At 69.3% G+C, this 19316-nt stretch carries 17 protein-coding genes; 9 read left to right on the forward strand and 8 right to left on the reverse strand.

All coding sequences use genetic code 11. The annotated features are described in order from the left end of the window. Window positions 1-326: 326 nt before the first annotated feature. Window positions 327-3422, reverse strand: a complete 3096-nt coding sequence (locus ACWGIC_RS21320; protein ID WP_452077682.1) for an ATP-binding protein — start codon at window positions 3420-3422, stop codon at window positions 327-329. Between the two features lie 253 nt (window positions 3423-3675). On the opposite strand from ACWGIC_RS21320, the gene ACWGIC_RS21325 reads away from it, so the two are divergent. Next, complete coding sequence (locus ACWGIC_RS21325; protein WP_452077683.1) at window positions 3676-4953, forward strand: cytochrome P450; 1278 nt, start codon at window positions 3676-3678, stop codon at window positions 4951-4953. Between the two features lie 438 nt (window positions 4954-5391). Here the strand turns inward: ACWGIC_RS21325 and ACWGIC_RS21330 are convergent, their stop codons facing one another. Both ACWGIC_RS21330 and ACWGIC_RS21335 read right to left on the reverse strand, forming a co-directional pair. Beyond that, window positions 5392-6018, reverse strand: coding sequence for an alpha-ketoglutarate-dependent dioxygenase AlkB (locus tag ACWGIC_RS21330; protein WP_452077684.1), 627 nt, complete (start codon window positions 6016-6018; stop codon window positions 5392-5394). A 41-nt stretch (window positions 6019-6059) separates the two neighbouring features. After that, complete coding sequence (locus tag ACWGIC_RS21335; protein WP_452077685.1) at window positions 6060-6638, reverse strand: ArsR/SmtB family transcription factor; 579 nt, start codon at window positions 6636-6638, stop codon at window positions 6060-6062. Window positions 6639-6826: 188 nt separating this feature from the next. Here ACWGIC_RS21335 and ACWGIC_RS21340 point away from each other — a divergent pair, with 188 nt between their 5' ends. Both ACWGIC_RS21340 and ACWGIC_RS21345 read left to right on the forward strand, forming a co-directional pair. After that, window positions 6827-7381 (forward strand): hypothetical protein, encoded by a 555-nt coding sequence (locus ACWGIC_RS21340; protein ID WP_452077729.1) that lies wholly within the window; start codon window positions 6827-6829, stop codon window positions 7379-7381. 85 nt (window positions 7382-7466) lie between these two features. After that, on the forward strand, window positions 7467-8240 hold the full coding sequence (locus ACWGIC_RS21345; RefSeq protein WP_452077686.1) for a class I SAM-dependent methyltransferase: 774 nt from the start codon (window positions 7467-7469) through the stop codon (window positions 8238-8240). Here the strand turns inward: ACWGIC_RS21345 and ACWGIC_RS21350 are convergent. Together ACWGIC_RS21350 and ACWGIC_RS21355 are read right to left on the reverse strand one after the other, a co-directional pair. Then, the gene (locus ACWGIC_RS21350; RefSeq protein WP_452077687.1) at window positions 8233-9162 is read right to left on the reverse strand and encodes an RluA family pseudouridine synthase; all 930 of its coding nucleotides are present in this window, start codon (window positions 9160-9162) and stop codon (window positions 8233-8235) included. The genes ACWGIC_RS21345 and ACWGIC_RS21350 overlap by 8 nt on opposite strands. Before the next feature lie 12 nt (window positions 9163-9174). Continuing rightward, window positions 9175-9570 carry a DUF5313 domain-containing protein gene (locus ACWGIC_RS21355; protein WP_452077688.1) on the reverse strand — a complete coding sequence of 132 codons (396 nt, stop codon included), beginning with the start codon at window positions 9568-9570 and terminating at the stop codon, window positions 9175-9177. Window positions 9571-9674: 104 nt separating this feature from the next. On the opposite strand from ACWGIC_RS21355, the gene ACWGIC_RS21360 reads away from it, so the two are divergent. Together ACWGIC_RS21360 and ACWGIC_RS21365 are read left to right on the forward strand one after the other, a co-directional pair. Continuing rightward, window positions 9675-10118, forward strand: coding sequence for a MarR family winged helix-turn-helix transcriptional regulator (locus ACWGIC_RS21360; RefSeq protein WP_101438764.1), 444 nt, complete (start codon window positions 9675-9677; stop codon window positions 10116-10118). Window positions 10119-10182: 64 nt separating this feature from the next. Continuing rightward, window positions 10183-11067, forward strand: coding sequence for a TIGR03854 family LLM class F420-dependent oxidoreductase (locus tag ACWGIC_RS21365; RefSeq protein ID WP_452077689.1), 885 nt, complete (start codon window positions 10183-10185; stop codon window positions 11065-11067). Here the strand turns inward: ACWGIC_RS21365 and ACWGIC_RS21370 are convergent. Further along, window positions 11064-12590, reverse strand: coding sequence for an MDR family MFS transporter (locus ACWGIC_RS21370; RefSeq protein WP_452077690.1), 1527 nt, complete (start codon window positions 12588-12590; stop codon window positions 11064-11066). The genes ACWGIC_RS21365 and ACWGIC_RS21370 overlap by 4 nt on opposite strands. An 87-nt stretch (window positions 12591-12677) precedes the next feature. On the opposite strand from ACWGIC_RS21370, the gene ACWGIC_RS21375 reads away from it, so the two are divergent. The 4 genes from ACWGIC_RS21375 to ACWGIC_RS21390 all read left to right on the forward strand — a co-directional run bounded on the left by ACWGIC_RS21375 (window position 12678) and on the right by ACWGIC_RS21390 (window position 16488). Next, the gene (locus tag ACWGIC_RS21375; protein ID WP_452077691.1) at window positions 12678-13832 is read left to right on the forward strand and encodes a DUF1015 family protein; all 1155 of its coding nucleotides are present in this window, start codon (window positions 12678-12680) and stop codon (window positions 13830-13832) included. 124 nt (window positions 13833-13956) lie between these two features. Beyond that, complete coding sequence (locus ACWGIC_RS21380; protein ID WP_452077692.1) at window positions 13957-15033, forward strand: ATP-dependent DNA ligase; 1077 nt, start codon at window positions 13957-13959, stop codon at window positions 15031-15033. Further along, window positions 15030-16055, forward strand: a complete 1026-nt coding sequence (gene ligD / locus ACWGIC_RS21385) for a non-homologous end-joining DNA ligase (RefSeq protein WP_452077693.1) — start codon at window positions 15030-15032, stop codon at window positions 16053-16055. Before ACWGIC_RS21380 ends, ligD begins: the two co-directional genes overlap by 4 nt. A gap of 163 nt (window positions 16056-16218) precedes the next feature. Beyond that, complete coding sequence (locus ACWGIC_RS21390; protein WP_452077694.1) at window positions 16219-16488, forward strand: hypothetical protein; 270 nt, start codon at window positions 16219-16221, stop codon at window positions 16486-16488. 679 nt (window positions 16489-17167) lie between these two features. On the opposite strand, the gene ACWGIC_RS21395 is transcribed toward ACWGIC_RS21390, so the two are convergent. Then, a complete protein-coding gene (locus ACWGIC_RS21395; protein WP_452077695.1) occupies window positions 17168-18205 on the reverse strand; it encodes a CobW family GTP-binding protein in 1038 nt (345 codons plus the stop codon). 43 nt (window positions 18206-18248) lie between these two features. After that, window positions 18249-19274 (reverse strand): aminotransferase class I/II-fold pyridoxal phosphate-dependent enzyme, encoded by a 1026-nt coding sequence (locus ACWGIC_RS21400; RefSeq protein WP_452077696.1) that lies wholly within the window; start codon window positions 19272-19274, stop codon window positions 18249-18251. Between the last annotated feature and the right edge of the window lie 42 nt (window positions 19275-19316).

Genomic DNA, 19316 nt, shown 5'->3' on the forward strand with positions numbered 1-19316 from the left:
CGGACAGCGCGGTTTCGGGTGTGACGCGCAGCGACGCCGTTGTGCCTGCCAGCCTTCGACGACCGACAGGGCCGGGTTGTCGCGCGAGCTGCGGCACCGGCAGTCCGGTCTTGCGGCGGGCGTCCTGGCCGTCGAAATTCCGGGGTGGAGGTCAGGACATCCTGGCCGTCGAAACTCCCGCACGGAGGTCAAGGCAGGCTGGCGGATCCGCGAGTTGGCGTGCGGGGCGGCGGTGCGGAGGCGCCCTTCCCGCTGCTTCGCTGACGCCAGCTTTTCCGCTTCCGCCACCGCTCCGCCAGGAGCGGGCCCGGGAATGCCCTACGGAGCTACAAGCGCCAGGTCATAGGCGTCTCCGGTTGGTAGCTGCAGGACGAGCCGGTCGTGACGCTGCGGCGGAGGTGGTCGGCCAGTTCGGGGTGCAGGTCGCCCAGTTTGCGGAGGGTGTCGCGGATCCGGGCGGTCACGGCTTTGCGTGCGCGTTCCGTTTCGTCGCCGATGCGGCGGGTCCGGCCGGACAGGCCGGTGGACGTCCGGAGTTCGTCGAGCAGGGCGGCGCGTTCGGTGTCCAGGGTGGCGGCTTTAGCGTCGTCGCCGCGGAGGGCGGCGGCGTCGATGGCCTCGTCCAGGTGCTCGAGGCGGCGGCGGTAGGCGGCTTTCGCGGTGTCGTCCAGGACGGGGTCGCCGCTGTAGGTTCGGGTGGCTTCCGCTTCAGGGCCGCCGTCGGGGGACAGCAATTGCGCGGCGGGGATTTCGGTTCCTGGTCTGCTCAAGAGAAAGTTCAAGTCTCGCAGGCCTTTCGCGTCCGGCATGCGGACTTCCCGGTCGGCGAAGCGCAGGGTCCAGACTGCGTCGGTGCGGTGGAATTCGTTTGCTGGAAATGGACTCGGCGGCGGCGTTGAGGGGGAGCGGGCGGTGAGGTGCCGCAGGCCTAGTTCGGCCGCTTCGGTCGTCACGGCCTCGGCCAGAGTGGCGGCGCGGTCGGTGTCGCCCAGGTCCAGCAACGTGGCTGCCAGGTGGTTGCGGGCTTCGACTGCCCACGGGCGGGCGCGCAGCCGGTCCGCGGAGCGGGCGGCGGAGGCGAAGTGTTCGGCGGCTGTTTCGTGGTCGCCCAGGGTTTTGTGCAGCAGGCCGGTCCACAGGTCTACCGGGCCGCTCAATTCGCAGCCGTACAAGGACACCAGCCATTCCCCGGCGTGCGGGGAGAACTCGCGCAGCAGGCGTTCCGCTGCCGCACGGTCTTTCAGCACTACGGCGGCTTGGGCTTGGCAGCGCAGCCACAACGGGGTGAAGACGCGGGCATAGGGGGCGTCCGCGGCTGCTTCGGACAGTTCGTGCCGGGTCGCGGCTGCGTCGCCGGCGAGTGCGGCGGTCAAGGTGCGCAGCAGGGCTGGGTGCGGGAACCCGGCGTCGGTCATTCGCGCCGGGAAGCTGGCGGCTTCGGCGAACCGGCCTTGGACGAGCAGTGCGCTCCAGCGCATTTGATCGGGCAGATAGCCGTAATCGTTGCTGCCGAAGATTTCCGGGACGGCCAGTGCTTCCGCGAGCGCCGCGTCGGCTTCGGCGAAGCGGCCGCGGAAGGTGCAGATGATGCTGCGGTCGATCGCTTCCGCCAGCTTCGCGGCGCGCACGCCTTCGTGGGCGATCGCTTGGAACAACTGGAACTGGTCCAGGTATCGCGGATCTCCCTGTTCCAGCATCGCAACCCATTTGAGCGAAGCCGCGAAGAACTCGTTCTCCCGGTCGCCGGTGCGCCGCGCGATGGCGGTCAGTTCGTCGGTGAGCCGCTCGCGTTCGGCTCCGCTGCCCAGGCCCCAGATCGCGTCGTGCCGAGCCCACAAGGTGAACGCCAGCGCGTCGTCGTCCTCGTCGTCGCGGGCGAGGATCGTGGCGCGGGCGGTGAGTTCCAGCCGGATGCGGTCCAGCGAGAGGGGCTCGGCCGCGCTGCCGCCGCACAGCTTTTCGTGTGCCTCGCGGAGAAGTTCAGCGGTGAACTCGCGCCGAGCGCCGCCGGTGTCGAATTTCGCCAGAGTGAGGGCGGCTCGGGCGAGGATGTTCGCGTTGTCCAGTGGGCGAGCCAGCGCGACGGCTTCCTCACAGAGAAGCCATGCCTTGTCTTTCTCCTCGAAACGCCACAACGCGGTCGCCAATTCCAGCGCGACGACTGCTTGGCTGCGTTCGTCCGCTGCCCGTTCGCGCGCTCGGCGCAGGTGCTCGATGGATTCTTCGAAGGCCATACGGGCACCTGCGTCCTTGGCCGCGGCGAGCAGCAGACGGACGACTTGCCCCGGTTCGAGGTCGGTATCGGCGAGGTAGGCATGCCGGGCTCGTTCGGCGACGCCGAGCAGAGTTGGTGCGTGTTCGCTGGCACGCACGACTGCTGCGTGCCGGAGTTGCGCTTCGGCGGGCGTCAGCTCGGCGTACCTCGATTCCCGTACCAGGTCGTGCGCGAAGGAGAAGCGGCCTTCGCCGAGCGTGAGGACGAGCCGGGCGGCTACGGCTCGCGTGAGCAGATGGTCGACCTGTGCGGCGGGGGCGCCGGCGGTGGCGGCGAGCAGCTGGAGTGAGAACTCGCGGCCGAGCACCGCGGCGCTGGTGAGCAGATCGGTGACCGGGCGGGGGAGAAGGGAAAGCCGCCGCTGGAGAGCGTCGGCGACTCCGGGCGCGACCGCGGACACCGTGCTCCCGCTGCGCCACAGCCGCGCTGTCTGCTCCACGAAGAAGGGGTTGCCGCCGGTGCGCCGGTGCACGTCGGTGGCCAGCTCGGCTCCTGGATCAGCGCCCGCGGTGCGGCTCATCAGCTCGGCGACGCCGGTTTCGTCGAGGCCGGTGAGCGTGATCGTGGTCGCTTTCGCGACGAGCGGCAGCATCAGCTGGTGCAGGGGGTGGCTGGGCGCGTCCACCTCGACGTCGCGGTACGTGCCGATCAGCAGCAGCCGTTCGAACCAGGTGTGCCTGGCCGCGAACTCGAGCAGCCGCAGCGACGCCGGGTCGGCCCAGTGCAGATCGTCCAGGATGACGACCACCGGCCGCTCCTGCGCCACCGTGACCAGCGCCCGGGTGACCGCGTCGGGCAGCTGGAACCCGTCGTCGGCGGGCGGTTCGGGGGTTTCGCCGAGCAGCGCGGACAGCGTCGGCGAGCTGGCGACGGTCCATTCGTGCGGAGCGGCTTCCCTGCGCAGCGAGCGCAGGACCTGGACCCACGGCCAGTAGCCCGGCGCGGCCCCGGACTCCCAGCAGGTGCCGCCGAGAACGAGCGCGCCCGCCTCGCGCGCATCCTCGGCCAGTGCGCTGACCAGCGTGGTCTTGCCGATTCCGGCCTCGCCGGCGACCAGGGTGAGGCCGCCGTGGCTGGCCGTGGCGCGCGAGAGCTGCGCACGCAAGGTCGAGGCGGGGTGGGCCCGCCCGATCAGCGCCGCAGTCATGTCCGGTTCCTCCCTTTCCTTGCGAGCCTCTCACGGGACTCGCGCCGTCGTCTCGTTCTTTCACCGGCTGCGACCGGCCGGTCACTCAGGTCGATGCCGATGCGGGACATTCTGTCCGGGGGGTCTGACAATTTGCGGTTCCCGGTCGCCTGGCCGGGTGACGCGAGTCCACTGTGGACTCGCGCTGGTCACAGGGTGACGGGCGTCTCCGCCCGGGACCGGCGGAAGGGGTGGTTGCGGTACTGTCGCCGGCATGGGGAGTCTCCGTTCGCGCATCCTCGCTTGGGCCGGCCGCAAGTACATCGCCCGCCAGCAGAAGCGCGGTTTCGATCTCGAAAAGATGGCGCTGCTGCCGGATTCGGCGCTGGAGCCGTTGCGCCGCCACGGCCTCGACCCGGTGCCCGACCTCGGCAGGCTGCGCGGCGAAGCCCCGATCAGCAAGCTGGACCTGCCGTTCGGGATGAACGCCTGGCTCGTGACCGGGTACGAGGAGGCCAAGGCCGTCCTCGGGAAGGGCACGGAGTTCAGCAACGACTTCACGAACCTCGTCGGCAACGCGGGCGTCACCGAGGACCAGAACCCGGGCGGTCTCGGATTCGCCGACCCGCCGGTGCACACGCGGCTGCGGAAGCTGCTGACGCCGGAGTTCACGATGCGCCGGCTGTCCCGGCTCACGCCGCGGATCGACGAGATCGTGGCGGGCCAGCTCGACGCGATGGCCGCCGCGGACGGGCCGGTCGACCTGTGGGAGCAGTTCGCGCTGCCGATCCCGTCGCTCACGATCTGCGAGCTGCTCGGCGTGTCCTATGAGGACCGGGCCGACTTCCAGCGGCTGAGCACCGCGCGGTTCGACCTGTTCAGCGGCGCGGGCGCGTCGCTGGGGGCGATCTCGGAATCGCTGGGATACCTGCTGGAGATCGTGCGCAAACAGCGCGAGCAGCCCGGCGACGGCCTGCTCGGCATGCTGATCAAGGAGCACGGCGACGAGATCGACGACCGCGAACTGGCCGGTCTCGCGGACGGCATCCTCACCGGCGGCCTCGAAACCACGGCGAGCATGCTGGCGCTCGGCGCGCTGGTGGTGCTGCGCGACCCGGCCGCGTTCGAAGCGGTCCGGGGCGACGACGATTCGGTCCACCGGTTCGTCGAGGAGCTGCTGCGGTACCTGACGGTGGTGCAGATGGCGTTCCCGCGGTTCGCGAAGCAGGACATGGACATCGCCGGGGTGCACATCAGCGAGGGCGACATCGTGCTGGTGTCGCTGTCGGTCGCGGACCGCGACCCGGTGCTCGGCAAGGGCGACATGGACCGCTTCGACCCGACCCGGGAGCCGTCCTCGCACCTGGCCTTCGGGTACGGGATCCACCGGTGCATCGGCGCGGAACTGGGCCGGATGGAGCTGCGGGCGGCGTATCCGGCGCTGGTCCGGCGGTTCCCGAACCTGCGGCTGGCGGTGCAGCCGGAGGAGCTGGCGTTCCGGAAGGTGTCGATCGTGTACGGGCTCGATTCGCTGCCGGTGCTGGTGGACTGACGCTGGATCGCTGCGCGGTTCGGGCGGCTGGCTGACGGACGTGTGGCCGGTGCGCGGGCTCGACTGGGGTCGCGGGGCGGTTTCGGTTTGGGGGCGCGGTCGAACCGGCGGTGGGCTGTCGGGCGCGGAAAGACGAGGCAACCGAACGGTCTCGTCTGGGCAGCGCGAAAGGTCGCGACAGACGGCGGCGCGACAGAGGCGCGGCGCGAGACATTCAGCGCGCGGCTATCCCTAACGCCGGTGCTTACCCTGCCGCGTCAGAATTCCTGCCGGGACTCGACCCGCTGCCGTCGCTTCGACGGCCCCGCTGCTCCCAAGCCAGTCACCGCACCTGCTGTCTCACCGCCTCACCGCGTCTGTTGCCTCACCGCACTTGCTCTACCGCTTCCGGTCGCCTCATCGCCGCACCCGCTGCCTCGCCGCAGTGCCTCCCTTGCCTCACCGCACCCCTCTCGGCCGGAACTGCACGCTGATCCGCGGCCCCACCGCCCGTGCCGTTTTCGGGATCGCGTGTTCCCACGTCCGCTGGCACGACCCGCCCATCACGATCAGGTCCCCGTGCCCCAGCGGGTACCGCACCGATTCCCCGCCGCCCCTCGGCCGCAGCGCCAGATGCCGGGCCGCGCCGACGGACAGGATCGCCACCATGGTGTCTTCCGTCCGGCCGCGGCCGAGATCGTCGCCGTGCCAGGCGACGCTGTCCTGGCCGTCCCGGTAGTAGCAGAGCCCGGCCGTGCGAAACGGTTCGCCCAGTTCAGCGGCGTAATGCGCGGACAGCGCCTCGCGTGCCTCGGTCAGGACGGGATGCGGCAGCGGCGCGTGCTCCCGGTAGAAGCACAGCAGCCGCGGCACGGCGACCACGCGGTCGTACATCTGCCTGCGTTCCGCGTACCACGGGACCTCGGCCGCCAGGTGCTCGTACAGCTCGTCCGAGCCGTCGAGCCATCCCGGCAGCACGTCGATCCACGCGCCTTGGCCCAGTTCGGTGCGCTGCACGCCGGACAGGGGGCCCAGCGTGGCCGGCCCGCTGGCACCGAACAGCGAGCCCTGAAATGCCTGACTCATGCCTCCAAGTTACACGACATTCGAACACCTGTTCGGATGAACTAGTCGGCGGGTTTGGGATGCGCGGTGACGACCAGCCGGTGGTGCCGGGCGTGGGGGGCGGATTCGTTGTGGTAGCGGGACACGAGGTCGGTTACGAGGGTGGTCAGCTCGTCGGTGAACGCCGACCGGTCGCGGGCGGAGGCGAAGGCGATTTCGGTGTCCAGGGTCAGCGTCGAGAGCGGTTTGCCCGCGCGGGCGGCGCGCCGGGCCAGGCCGGCGACCTCGCGCAGGGTCCGGCCCGCGACGGCCAGGAGGTAGCTCACCGAAAGACGGTCCGGTGCGACCTGGGCGGAGCCCGCCGCGCCGAGTGCCGCGGGGGAGACCAGGTAGGCACCGGCGGTGGCGGCGAAAAGCCGCTCGGTGAGGCCGCCCCACTGCCGGGTCCCGGCGGGTTCGACCAGGCCGTGCGTTTCGAGCGCGCGCAGGTGGTAGTTGACCTTTTGCCTGGTCAGCCCCACTCGGGCGGCCAGCGCCGCGGCGGACGCCGGTTCGGTCAGCGCGGCCAGCAGGCGGGCGCGCACCGGGTCCAGCGCGGCCGCCGCGACGGCGGGGTCCTCGATCACTTCGACGTCCTGCATCCCCTGAGCCAAGCAGTGACAAACAAAGTCGTCAAGGGAGGAGCCCTTGTCCGCGACCGGCCGGGGACTTACAGTGATCACCCAGTGGTCTGGACCTGTACCGCTACCGCCGCCCTGAGTTCGACGGAGGTTGGCACGTGCGCACGAGAACCCGGATCGGCGGAGCAGTGGCGGCGGCGGTGTGCGGGATGGCGATTCTCGCCCCGGTCGCGGACGCCCAGGTCGGCGGCGGCACTTGGAAGCCCTGGTCGCCGGGCTACAAGGAACAGCAGAAGGGCTGCGGCCAGATCAGCGGGCTCACCTTCAAGCTGACCTGCTCCGACGGCAGCGGCGAACAGCGGGCCGAGCGCCGCTACGACACCTACACCGGCGGCACGCACCAGTTCGAGGGTTCCTTCAAGATCACCAGCATGGGCGGCTCGCGGATCAGCCTGAAACAGACGTTCCGCGATGGTTCGAACGCGGGGCCGTATTTCCTGCTGGCGGTGGAAAAGGGCGGGCGGCTTTACGCCGTGGAGAACGGCCAGACCGTGGCGACCGGCGCGACGGTCGGGACTTCGGTGCGGGTCAACACGATCAATCAGGTCGGCAGTTCGCACAAGGTGTACATCAACGGTTCGCTGAAGCAGACGGACGACAGCCCGTCGGGCAGTTACTACGACAAGTTCGGGTCGTATCGGACGGCCAGCGGTGCCGGGCCGATTACCGTGCAGTGGAGCGGAATCAAGTTCTGGACCAGGTGATCGCGGGCTCGCCGGACGGATGCCCGGCATCCGTCCGGCGGGAATTCCGTTGCTGCGTCAGGGGAATTCGGTCACTGTTGCGGTCATGACTTTCGTTGCGCATTACGACACCGAGACCACGGAGAACACGCGGCTGGCCCGATCGCCGCACGGCAGGCTGGAATTCCGGCGCACGCAGGAACTCGTGCGAAGAGCGCTGCCTGCATCCGGGCAGAGAGTGCTCGACGTCGGCGGGGCGACCGGGGTACACGCCCGGTGGCTGACCGCGGACGGGCATTCGGTGCACGTAGTCGATCCGGTTGCCAGTCATGTCGCACAGGCAGCCGAGATCGAAGGAGTCACAGCGGAGGTCGGCGACGCCCGGGCTTTGCCCTGGCCGGACAACAGCGCGGATGTCGTGCTGTTGATGGGCCCGCTCTATCACTTGACCGAATCCGGCGATCGCGCGCAAGCGCTTGCCGAAGCGAGGCGCGTGCTTCGCCCGGGTGGCATTTTGTTCGCCGCCGCGATAAGCCGCTATCTCTCCGCTATGGAGACCGGAACCAACGGCCAGCTCACGGAACAACTGAGCCCGGCGGTAAGGGCCGTCATCGCTACTGGCCGCTATGGCGACCATGTCGGCTTCGTACCCGCGCATTTCCACACCGCGGACGAGCTTCGCGGCGAGCTGGAAACCGCTGGCCTGGCTGAGGTTTCCGTGTACGGAGTGGAAGGCCCGGCCTGGCCGGCGCTGGACGTCGCCGGAATAGCGGAATTCGACGCACGCGTGGACGCGGCCCTCTGCTGCGCCCGTCTGGTCGAACAGGACCCGCTCCTGATCAACGCCAGCGCGCATTTCCTGGCGGCAGCCGTCAGCTAGCCCATTCTTCCAGCGAATCCCACGCCGAGAGCGACCGGCGGCTGGTGAACCGGCGGGGCTCGCCGCTCAGCGGGTCCTCGAATTCCAGCACTTTGGCCAGCAGCTGCAACGGTTTCGTGAAGTCGTCGAGCGGTTTCTCGTGCAGCTCCGGATAGAAATCGTCGCCAAGGATCGGGATTCCCAAAGAACTCATGTGCACCCGCAGCTGGTGCGTGCGTCCAGTAGCAGGAGTGAGACGGTAGCGGCCCAGCCAGTCCCGGTGTTCGAGAAGCTCCACTGTGGACTCGGAATTCGGCGGTCCGGGAATCTCCTGCGCGGCCAGCACGCCGCGTTCCTTCACGATCCTGCTGCGCACGGTCCGCGGCAGCTCGAGGGCAGGATCGTACGGCGCGATCGCTTCGTATTCCTTGTGCACCAACCGATCGCGGAACATCGTCTGGTACGCGCCGCGCGCGGACGGCGTGATCACGAACATCACCAACCCCGCCGTCACGCGGTCGAGGCGGTGCGCGGGGGACAAGGCGGGCAGGTCCAGCGAACGGCGAAGGCGCACCAAAGCGGTTTCCAGGACGTGCCGTCCGCGCGGGATCGTCGCCAGGAAGTGCGGTTTGTCGACCACCAGCAGGTGTTCGTCGCGGTGCAGGACGGTGACGTCGAACGGCACCGGGACCTCGTCCGGCAGATCGCGGTGGAACCAGATGAACGAACCGGGAACGTAGGCCGCGTCGATCCCCAGTGGACCGTCCTCGCCGTGGATGCGCTGCTCGTGCAGCATTTCCTCGATGCGCGCGGGGGCTACCCGGGGCAGGCGTTCGACCAGGTGCTCCAGCAGTGTCGCCCACGGGCCCTCGTCGGGCAGCCGCAGCCGCGCGGGGTCTAGGCCGTGCCGGGGCGGGATCGGGGCCGGGCGCTTGCGTCTCATCGGCTCCCGAGTCTAGTCGGCGGGGTCGCGCCGGTAGGCCGCGATGTAGCGGGCGGTCGCCTCGGCGCCTGCCTCGGCGGCTTTCTCGCGCCGGATCCGCTTGCCGGTTCCGGGCGGGAAACCGTTGCGGGACAACCGGTGGTCGATGCTTTCCTCCATGTAGGCGCACGAGTAGAAGTACGACACCAGCGCGGCCATCAGCACGATCGCCAGCCGCAGCCCGAGCGGGGCCGGCAGCAGCAGCCAGACCAGGCACAGCGGCGCGATGCCCACCGACGCGCGCAGGACGTGCCGCGCCTTCCAGTGCTTGGACGTCGCGTCGTGCAGCAGCCAGTCCCGGTAGCGCTCGGGGAGCCGCCCGCTCACCGCGTACCAGAACCAGCGGAGAACGCCGGGCCGTTCGGTCATCGTCCCTCCTCGGGGTCTGCGACCAGAGTACACTAATGATTAGTACACTAACTATTAGTGTGGTGCAGCCCGCGCTAGAGTGGGCCCGAGCACGAGGAGGACGAGTGGCCGAGATCGACCTTGGCGAGGACCCGCTGAAGCTCGACCGGCAGGTGTGCTTCGCGCTGTCGGTCGCCTCGCGCAGCGTGATCGCGATTTACCGGCCGCTGCTGGAGCCGCACGGGCTGACCCATCCGCAGTACCTGGTGATGCTGGCGCTGTGGGAACAGTCGCCGCGGTCGGTCAAGGACCTCAGCACGGCGTTGCGGCACGAGCCCGCGACGCTGTCGCCGCTGCTCAAACGGCTGGAGGCGGTCGGGTACGTGACCCGCGGCCGCAGCCGGGCCGACGAACGCCAGCTGACCGTCGAACTCACCGAAAAGGGGCGGGAGCTGCGCGCCGAGGCGGAGAAAATCCCGTATCGCGTGGTGGAGCGGCTCGGCATGGAGGTTTCCGAGCTGGAAGCGCTGCACGCCGCGCTGGGCCGGGTGATCGAAGCGACCGCCTAGCGGGAAGAACCAGCGCCCGGATCCGGTTCTGCTCAACGGAAAGTGTCGACTGAGCGGAGCGAGTGTGGACAAGATCCGGGTGGGGGTGGCTCCGGGACTCGGGACCGGGCCGGCGGAATTCAGCGGTTTGGCGGAGCTGACGGAGGCGGCGGGCGTCGACTCGCTGTGGCTGTCTGAGGTGGTCTATTCGCCGGACGTCGACCCGTTGATCGGCATGACGCACGCGCTGGCTCGCACCGAACGGCTCAAACTGGGCACTGGCGTCGCGATCCTGCCCGGACGCAACCCGGTGCTGGTCGCGAAACAGCTGGTCACGCTGGCCGGGCTGGCTCCGAAACGCGTGCTGCCGGTGTTCGGCCTGACTCCCGCGCAGCCCGCGGAACGCGGCTTGTTCCAGGTGCCGGACGGCCGGCGCGCGGCGGTGTTCGACGAATCGCTCGCCTTGCTGCGGCTGCTTCTCGAACAGGACAACGTTTCCTTCGACGGCGAGTTTTTCCAGGTCGACGGGGTGACGATCGGGCCGCGTCCGGCGAAGCGGCTCGACGTCTGGGTCGGCGGGGCAGCCCCGGCCGCGTTGCGTCGCGCGGGCCGGTTGTCCGACGGGTGGCTCGGCAGTTTCCACACGCCCGAGCAGTCCCGCGCGGCGCGGCTGGCGATTCAGGAGGCCGCGGCCGAAGCCGGCCGGGAGATCGAATCGGACCACTTCGGGCTGAGCCTGGTCCTGGCCCTGCACGGGATCCCGGAGAGGCTGCGGGCGGTGGCGCAGCAGCGCAATCCGGGCCGTCCGGCCACCGATCTCGTGCCCACCAGCTGGGCCGAGGCCCGCCGGATGATCGAGCAGCACCTCGAGGCCGGACTCACGAAATTCGTGGTCCGGCCCGGGTACTCCGGCGACTACCGGCAGTTCCTCGACGATTTCGTGCGCGAACTCGTTCCGCTGCAGAACTAGAACGTCAGCTGCTCGGTCTTGCGCGGCATGAGCAGCAGCGCGAGGACGCTGACGACCGACACAGCGACAACCGCGAGGAACACGTTGTGCGTGGCCCCGGCGAGCGATTCGCGCACGTACGCCGTCGCAGGCGAGTTGTCGTGCGCGCCGCTGAGGATCCGGCTGGTGGCGTCGACGCTGGCCGGGAGCTGTCCGGCTACCTCCGCGGGCGGATTGGCGAACCGGCCGGCGAGGGTGGCGTTGGCGATCGCGCCGAAGATCGCCGTGCCGACCGCGCTGCCCAGCGAACGGCTGAACATGTTGGTCGCGGTCACCACGCCGCGGCGCTCCCAGCCGACGGTCGACTGCACGGCCACCACGGTGGGGCTCGCCGAAAGACCGAGCCCCACCCCGACCACGAACACCGCCGCCGCGGCCATCCAGACCACCGAGTCCAGGCCGAGGAACGTCGCCATGACGGCCCCGACGAGCAGGAATCCGCTGCCGATCAGCGCGGTGTCGCGGAATCCGATCCGCAGGTAGATCTTTCCGGACAGCGAAGCCGCGATGGGCCAGCCGATCGTCAGCGCGGCCAGCGCGAAGCCCGCGGTGAGCGCGTCGGTGCCGAGCACGCCTTCCGCGTACGTGGGCAGGAACGAGCTGAAGCCCAGCAGCACCGCACCCGTCACGAGCGCGACGAGGTTCCCGCCGATCAGCGTGCGGCGGGTGAACACCCACAGCGGCAGCACGGGTTCCTCCGCCCGGCGTTCCACCAGCACGAACGTGACCAGCATCAGCACGCCGACGGCGAAGATCGCCAGGCTCGGCGCGGACGTCCAGCTCCACGCGACCCCGCCTTCCAGCAGGGCCAGGATCAGCAAAGCGCAGCCGAGCGTCAGCAGTGTGGCACCGGCGTAGTCGACCTTGTGCCGCGTGCGTTTCACCTGCTCGGTGAACTTGCGGTAGAGCATCCACGCGGCGAGCGCGCCGAGCGGCAGGTTGACGAAGAAAATCCACCGCCAGCTGAGGTATTCGGCGAACACGCCGCCGAGCGTCGGCCCGATCACCGAGGCGACCGCCCACACGCCGGCGAGGTAGCCCTGCACCCGGGCGCGTTCCTCGACGGTGTACAGATCGCCGACCATCGTCATGCTGATCGGCTGGACGGCGCCCGCGCCGATGCCCTGCACCGCGCGCGCCGCGATCAGCACCGGCATGCTCCACGCGAAGCCGCACAGCACCGAGCCGAGCAGGAACGCGGCGATCCCGAAGAACATCACCGGGCGGCGGCCGAGGACGTCGGCGAACTTGCCGTACAGCGGCACGGTGACCGCCTGGGTGAGCAGGTAGATCGAGAACAGCCACGGGAACTGGGAAAACCCGCCGAGGTCGCGGACCACCGAAGGGACCGCGGTGGCGATGATGGTGCTGTCGAGGGCCACGAGGCCGGTGCTCAGCATGACGGCGGCGAGGACGGGACCCCGCTCGGAACGAAGGCCTACGGCGGCGCGTTTCGCCGCGGGCGGACTGCTCGTGCTACCCATGCCGGGAATAAACTCCTTCGCCCCGGCAAGCATTCCCCAGCCGAACGATCGGTGCCCTGGTGTTCGCCTGGCCGTCATGATGGAGGGATGGACAGGTGGGTGCGGCCGATCGGCCGGGGCTGGGTCGTGCGGGGCGCGGTGCCGGGACCGGATGTGGACGAGTTCGCCGAACCGGAGGCGGTGACCAGGGCGCTCGCCGCGGCGGAAGGGGACACGCTGCTGGCGGCGCAGCATCCGGCGCGGACTCCGGCGGCGCTGGCGGCGGGGCTGGACGTCGAGGCCGCGCTGCCGGAAGCCCGCGCGACCCTCGAACGGCTGCTCGCCGGGCATTACCGGCCGGAAACCGGGTTCGTCGCGGCCTACCGGATCGGCGAAAACATCGCGGGAGTGCTGTGCCTGGTCGACGTCCGGGAGCTGACGTCGGCCGGGGCGCACGTGAAGCACACCGAGGAGGTCTATCCGGAGGTGGTCGCCGAGCGCGCGGCGGTGCTGGACGGCCTCGGCTGCGCGACGAGCGCCGCGCTGCTCGTCCCGGTCGGCGACGGCGCGGAGCTGACGGCGGCGGTCAAGGAGGCGGCCGGCTCGGCGGACCCCGATGTGTCCACTGTGGACCGCGCGGGGCTGTCGCACGAGCTGTGGGTGGTGCGGCCGGGCGAGCTGCAGGAACGGCTGCTGGACGCCGCGTCGGCGAGCGACCTGCTGGTGGCGGACGGGAATCACCGGGTCGCGGCCGCGGCGGGAAGCGGGCAGCTGCTGGCGTTGGTCACCGCGGGGTCGCAGCTGGAGATCCGGGCGATCAACCGCGTGCTCCTCGGGACCGGGCACAGCGCCGAGAGCCTGTTCGCGGCCTGGCAGGAGGCCGGGCTGGACGTGGCCTGGTCGGACGACGCGACCCCGCCCGGTTGCCCCGGCACGGCGGTGGTGCTGGCCGGATCGCGCGTGCTGCGGGCGCGGCTGCCGGGCACGGATCCGCTGGTGATCGACCACGAGGTGGTGGAACAGACGCTCCTGGGCTCGTTGCTCGGCCTCGACCCGGACGGCCCGCACGTGCGCCCGCTGCTGCCGGGCAGCCCGGTCCCGCCGGACGCGGACGCGGTGGTGCAGCTGGCCCCGGTGCCGTTCGAGACGGTGCAGGCGGTGCACGCGGCGGGACGGCGGATGCCGCGGAAGGCCACGTACTTCACCCCCAAGCCGCGCGGGGGGCTGGTGCTGGCGTGCTGGTACAGCGCCGATCGTTACTAATCCGACCACAGTCACGGCCTAATGGCTTCGCAGCAACGGTTACGTGCCGAGCGGGGGTCGGCCTACTTTTGGTCGGATTAGTAAAAGGTGCAGGTCAGCGTCTGTTCCGCTTAGGATCGCGCAGGTGGAGCTACCCCTGATGCCGCCGGTGCGGCCGATGCTCGCCAAAGCTGTGCACGAGGTGCCGCGCGACGGCGGGTTCTGGTACGAGCCGAAGTGGGACGGCTTTCGCTGCGTGGTGTTCCGCGACGGCGACGAGGTCGAACTCGGCTCACGCAACGACCGGCCGCTCACCCGGTACTTCCCGGAGCTGGTCGAGCTGCTGCGGGACGCCTTGCCGGACAAATGCGTCGTCGACGGCGAGATCGTGCTGGTCACCCCGCGCGGGCTCGACTTCGGGGCGTTGCAGCTGCGGTTGCATCCGGCGGCCAGCCGGGTCCGGAAGCTGGCGGAGGAGACCCCGGCCAGCTTTGTCGCGTTCGACCTGCTCGCGCTGGGGGAGCGGGACCTCACCGGGGAGCCGTTCGCCGAGCGGCGGCGGGCGTTGGAGGGGATTTTCGCGCCCTCGAGCGGATTGCAGCGGGTGCACCTGACCCCGCTCACGACGGATCCGGACACCGCGCAGGACTGGTTCACGCGGTTCGAGGGCGCGGGCTTCGACGGGGTCATGGCGAAGCCCGCCGAACTGCCGTACGAGCAGGACAAACGCGTGATGCTGAAGGTGAAGCACGAACGCACCGCGGACTGTGTCGTTGCCGGTTTCCGGTGGCACAAGGACGGCAAGGGCGTCGGATCGCTGCTGCTCGGGCTGTATGACGACGAGGGGTCGCTGCACCACGTCGGCGTCGCGAGCAGCTTCACCGCGGCGCGGCGGCAGGAACTGGTCGAGGAACTGGCCCCCTGGCGGGAGAACGCGCTCGACGACCATCCGTGGCGCACCTGGGCGGAATGGCAGTCCGAAGAGGTGCGTCGGCCGGGTGCCAACAGCCGATGGGCACCGGACAAGGACCTGTCATGGGAACCGCTTCGCCCGGAACAGGTCGCCGAAGTGCGCTACGAACACCTGCAAGGCGGCCGCTTCCGCCACGGCGGACGGCTGGTGCGCTTCCGCCCGGACCGGACCCCGGAATCGTGCACCTACGCGCAACTGGAAGAGGCCCCGCCGGCGGAACTGGCGGATCTGTTCGGGGAGGCCCGATGAGCGGGGTCACGCTGGAACTCGACGGCGTGGAACTGACGATTTCCAGTCCGGACAAGGTGTATTTCCCGGAACGGGGCGAGACGAAGCTCGATCTGGTCCGCTATTACCAAGCTGTCGCGGGCCCGTTGCTGGCTCGCCTTGGCGGACGCCCATTGCTGCTGGAACGCTATCCGGACGGCGCGGGCGGAAAATCGTGGTTCCAGAAACGCACGCCCAAAAACGCTCCTTCCTGGCTGACCACCGCAGTTGTTTCCACCCCGAACGGCACCACCAGCGACGCCCTCGTCGCCGCGGACCTGGCGCACGTCCTGTGGGCGGTGAACCAGGGCTGCCTCGGCTTCCACGTGTGGCCGAACCGCGCGTCGGCACTGGACATCGCGGACGAACTGCGCATCGACCTGGACCCTTCGCCCGGGATCGGCTTCCCGCAGCTGCGCGAGGCCGCGGTTCTGGTACGGGAATTCCTTGCCGAGCTGGGAATCGAGGTCTACGTGAAAACCTCCGGCTCGCGCGGCCTGCACCTGTACTCGATGCTCGAACCGCGCTGGGACGGATACGAGGTGCGGGCCGCAGCGGTGGCGTTGGCGCGCGCTTTGGAACGGCGGCATCCGGACCTCATCACGGCGCAGTGGTGGAAAGAAGAACGCGGTTCGCGGGTTTTTGTAGATTTCAATCAGAACGCGCCGCACAAGACAGTTTTCGGAGCTTGGTGCGTACGGCCGAGAGTCGGCGGACAGGTGTCCACGCCTATCGCGTGGGACGAACTGGACAGCGTCGAGCCAGATACCTTGACGCTGTCGACAGTTCCAGCCCTGGTGGCCGAACGAGGCGATCCGTGGGCGGGGGCGAACGAGCGGCTGCAGTCGATCGAGGCTTTGCTGGAGATGTCCCGGGAAGATCTGGCTGGCGGCTTGATGGATGCTCCTTGGCCGCCGGTGTACCCGAAGATGCCGAACGAGCCGCCCCGGGTCGCGCCCAGCCGGGCCAAGAAGATGGCTGCCGAGGAGCGAGCTGGCTGGTAATCTAAGCGCTACGGCGATGTGAACGTGCCATCTGTTTTGAGGTGGGACGGTGAGGTGGGACGTTCAGCCGCGCTAAGGATAAGGGGCCCTTAGCTTGCCCAATGGAAACATTGGTCGGGCTGACGTGTCCTTGTCTGCCCGACCAGGCAGGCAGGGAGCGACCATGGCGACGGGCCTCACCGAGTACGCGGCGATAGTTGCTGTCATCGGCACAGTCATCGGCAGCATTGTCCGCCCGTTGTGCAAGTGGCTCACGGTAAGGACACTCGCCGCGAAGGCGCGTCCGGAAGATCTTCCCAAGATCGCTGAAGCCCTGCACTCACCGTTGCAGTTGAGGCCAGTGCGGTCGCGAACGGCTTCGACCTGCACCGCCGAGGACTCCCGCACCTCCCAGCAATCCGGCACCGCCGGAAGCCCGCCCGAACGTCCGTGAGGGCCACCCTCACGCCCTCTGATTCCCCCAGGGTTCCCCTCACGTCCTTCACGGACCGCCCCGGGCTTGTCCGCACGCACCGAATGCGGCGTTGGGTGCGTCAGACGCACCCAATGTGGCATTGGGGCGCTAGCCCCCACTCCTTAAACCCCCGCCACCGCGCCCAAACCACCCAGGCACCCAGCCCCCGCCCTGCACCCCGATACGAAGCCTTCTCTGCGGTTGGGGGGTGTTTTTTAATGCATATTTAACCCCTTTAAAAACACCCCCCAACCGTCAGCACACTGGGCTTCGGGGTGCCCCCAACTAGTCCGGGCGCAATGTCGCCGCCAGGCGACGAGCCACCCCCTCACCCCAACGGCAGATCAAACGCCAACTGCTCCTCCCCAACCTCCCCGCCCGACCCAGCCAAACGAGCCACACACCCCGGACAAGCCGTAACCTCCCCGGCCAACTCCACCGGCGTCCAAGTCCGAGAATCCCGCTCCCCGCAAGCAGATCTCCGATACCGAAGATCATCCGCCCGCGTCATCACATGCGCGACAGGATCGTCCTCCGGCAGCGCCCCCACCAGGTACCACCGGACAGCAACAGTCTCCGCCATGGAACTCGCCCTCCAAAAGAGGCCAATCCGAGCTACCACGACATACTGCGACCCCCCAGCCGCCAACCCCCGCGTTTACGCTCCTTCGGCGTGCCGCGATTCCTCGCCAGGCTCGTCCAAATACCGCAGAAACCGCAAAAGCCCCCGCTCATCCGGCCCCTCTTCCTCGGCCACACAAGCCCGAAGCTCCCGCTCGATCTCAGCCGCATCAATCCCGGCCCCGATCAACACCAGCTCCGTCCGCCGCACCCCCGACGGCCAAGCCGACCGCTCCACCTGCACAAACGCCCCCACGGTATGCAACCCGAACCGCGACCGCACCTCAGGCACCCCCAGGTCGACATGCCCCTTGACCCGATACAACCCAGCCGGCCGCCCCTCCAGAAACGCGAGAAACCGCCGAGGCGAAAGCGGCCGCTCCGACGTGAACGAGACACTCTCGTACCGCGCGTGCAAATGCTCGGAATGATCATGCTCGCGCAGATCGTCGAAAGACAACTGCCCGTAACTTTCCCGAGGCCGGGGATCGAAAAACAGCTCCGGATCGACCCGCCCCTGTTCGGTGAGCACCACCGGCACCCCGGGCGCGTGCTCCTCGACGACACTTCGCACCTTGGCCAGCGTCTCGGCGTCGACCCGGTCGATCTTGTTGAGAAGCACCAGGTCGGCCACTCGCAGATGCTCGGTCAGCTCCGGATGCCGCACGCGGGTGGCCTCGAACTCCACGGCGTCGACGACCTCGACCAGCCCGCCGTAGCGGATGTCCGGGTTCTCGCTGGCGATCATCAGCCGCAGCAGGTCGCGGGGTTCGGCGATGCCGCTGGCCTCCACGATGATCACGTCGATGCCTGCCTCCGGGCGGGACAGCTTGCCGAGCATCGCGTCGAGCCCGCTCGCGTCGACCGCGCAGCACAGGCAGCCGTTGCCGAGCGACACCATCGTGTCGACCTGCCCGGCGACGGCGAGCGCGTCGATGTTCACGCGGCCGAAGTCGTTGACCACCACGCCGATCCGGACGCCTTGGCGGTTGGCGAGCAGGTGGTTGAGCATCGTGGTCTTCCCCGCACCGAGAAAACCTGCGACGAGCACTACCGGAACCCGCTGCCTGGCCACGCGTCACCCTTCCTGTCGTCCGGGCCCTCGACGATACCTGGCGTCACCCGGCCAGCAGGCGGCGCTCCAGTTCGGCCATCCGCGACGGCCGCAGCGGAACGCTCAGCCGGAACCGTTCGACCGGTTCGCCGCGCCGTCCGGACCAGAACGGCTGCGGTTTGCCGACGATCCCGAGGGGCCGCAGCCGCGAGGCCAGGTTCTCCTCGAAGTGCAGATGGGGGAGACCGCTGGCGGTCCGGATCGGCGCGGGCAACCCGGCGGCGGCGAGGAGGGCGACGGCTTCCGCGGTGGCTTCGGCGATCCGGGCCCGCAGCGCGGCGGTGATGTCGCCGAGCGAGAGCACTGCGGCACCGAGGCGGAGCGACAGCGAGGAAGCGAGCATCGGCGGGACGAGCGCGGTCATCCGTTCGGTGAGCGCGGGGGAGCAGACGCAATAGGACAGCCGGAGCCCGCCTAGCCAGTATCCCTTTGACAGGCCGCGGAAAACGGCCAGGTTGTCCAGCTGTGCGGCGATGGTGGCGGCGCTGTATTCCAGCGGGCGGTAGTTGGCATACGATTCGTCAATCACCACGATTCCACCGTGCGCGGCCACCGCGACGCATAACTCGCGTACCGCGGCCAAGCTGTCGAACGCATCGTCCACTGCGGACGGTCGGTCGAGCAGGATCAGCGGGGCTTCGCGCAAGCTGGCAGTAAGAGTGCCGCCGGCCTGCTGGACGAAATGCGGGAGATCCGGGTAAACATCGCCGAGCACGCATGCGTCGCCGAGCGAGGAAACCGCGTGCAGCAATGAGATCACCCCGGCGCCGCACACGACGCCGCAGTCCCAGCCGGGCTGGCCGAACAAGCGGGCGACCACCGGTCCGAGCCAGGCCGAGCCGTGCGGGTCCTGGACGAGGTACTGGTCCACGGCGGACAGATTTGTCGATTCGTCGGCAAGCTCGGCGGACAGCAGCGCGGGGAGATCGACGTCGAGCAGTTCGCGTTCGTCGAGGGTCCAGGCGAGGTTGAGCGAGCCGGTGCCGTCGCCGAGCGGGAGCGCGTCGTACGAGGAGTTTGCGAGGGGCATTACGGCCTCCGTAAAGGGGATTGGCGGAGTGCGCCGGTGTGG

Source organism: Amycolatopsis sp. NPDC054798 (genome assembly GCF_053611505.1).

Coding starts and splice junctions, on each gene's coding strand:
- ACWGIC_RS21370 (WP_452077690.1), bottom strand. CDS start 12,590: ATGGGTAGCACGAGCAGTCCGCCCGCGGCGAAACGCGCCGCCGTAGGC.
- ACWGIC_RS21335 (WP_452077685.1), bottom strand. CDS start 6,638: ATGCAGGACGTCGAAGTGATCGAGGACCCCGCCGTCGCGGCGGCCGCG.
- ACWGIC_RS21330 (WP_452077684.1), bottom strand. CDS start 6,018: ATGAGTCAGGCATTTCAGGGCTCGCTGTTCGGTGCCAGCGGGCCGGCC.
- ACWGIC_RS21390 (WP_452077694.1), top strand. CDS start 16,219: ATGGCGACGGGCCTCACCGAGTACGCGGCGATAGTTGCTGTCATCGGC.
- ACWGIC_RS21355 (WP_452077688.1), bottom strand. CDS start 9,570: ATGACCGAACGGCCCGGCGTTCTCCGCTGGTTCTGGTACGCGGTGAGC.
- ACWGIC_RS21345 (WP_452077686.1), top strand. CDS start 7,467: ATGACTTTCGTTGCGCATTACGACACCGAGACCACGGAGAACACGCGG.
- ACWGIC_RS21375 (WP_452077691.1), top strand. CDS start 12,678: ATGGACAGGTGGGTGCGGCCGATCGGCCGGGGCTGGGTCGTGCGGGGC.
- ACWGIC_RS21325 (WP_452077683.1), top strand. CDS start 3,676: ATGGGGAGTCTCCGTTCGCGCATCCTCGCTTGGGCCGGCCGCAAGTAC.
- ACWGIC_RS21340 (WP_452077729.1), top strand. CDS start 6,827: ATGGCGATTCTCGCCCCGGTCGCGGACGCCCAGGTCGGCGGCGGCACT.
- ligD (WP_452077693.1), top strand. CDS start 15,030: ATGAGCGGGGTCACGCTGGAACTCGACGGCGTGGAACTGACGATTTCC.
- ACWGIC_RS21350 (WP_452077687.1), bottom strand. CDS start 9,162: ATGAGACGCAAGCGCCCGGCCCCGATCCCGCCCCGGCACGGCCTAGAC.
- ACWGIC_RS21320 (WP_452077682.1), bottom strand. CDS start 3,422: ATGACTGCGGCGCTGATCGGGCGGGCCCACCCCGCCTCGACCTTGCGT.
- ACWGIC_RS21400 (WP_452077696.1), bottom strand. CDS start 19,274: ATGCCCCTCGCAAACTCCTCGTACGACGCGCTCCCGCTCGGCGACGGC.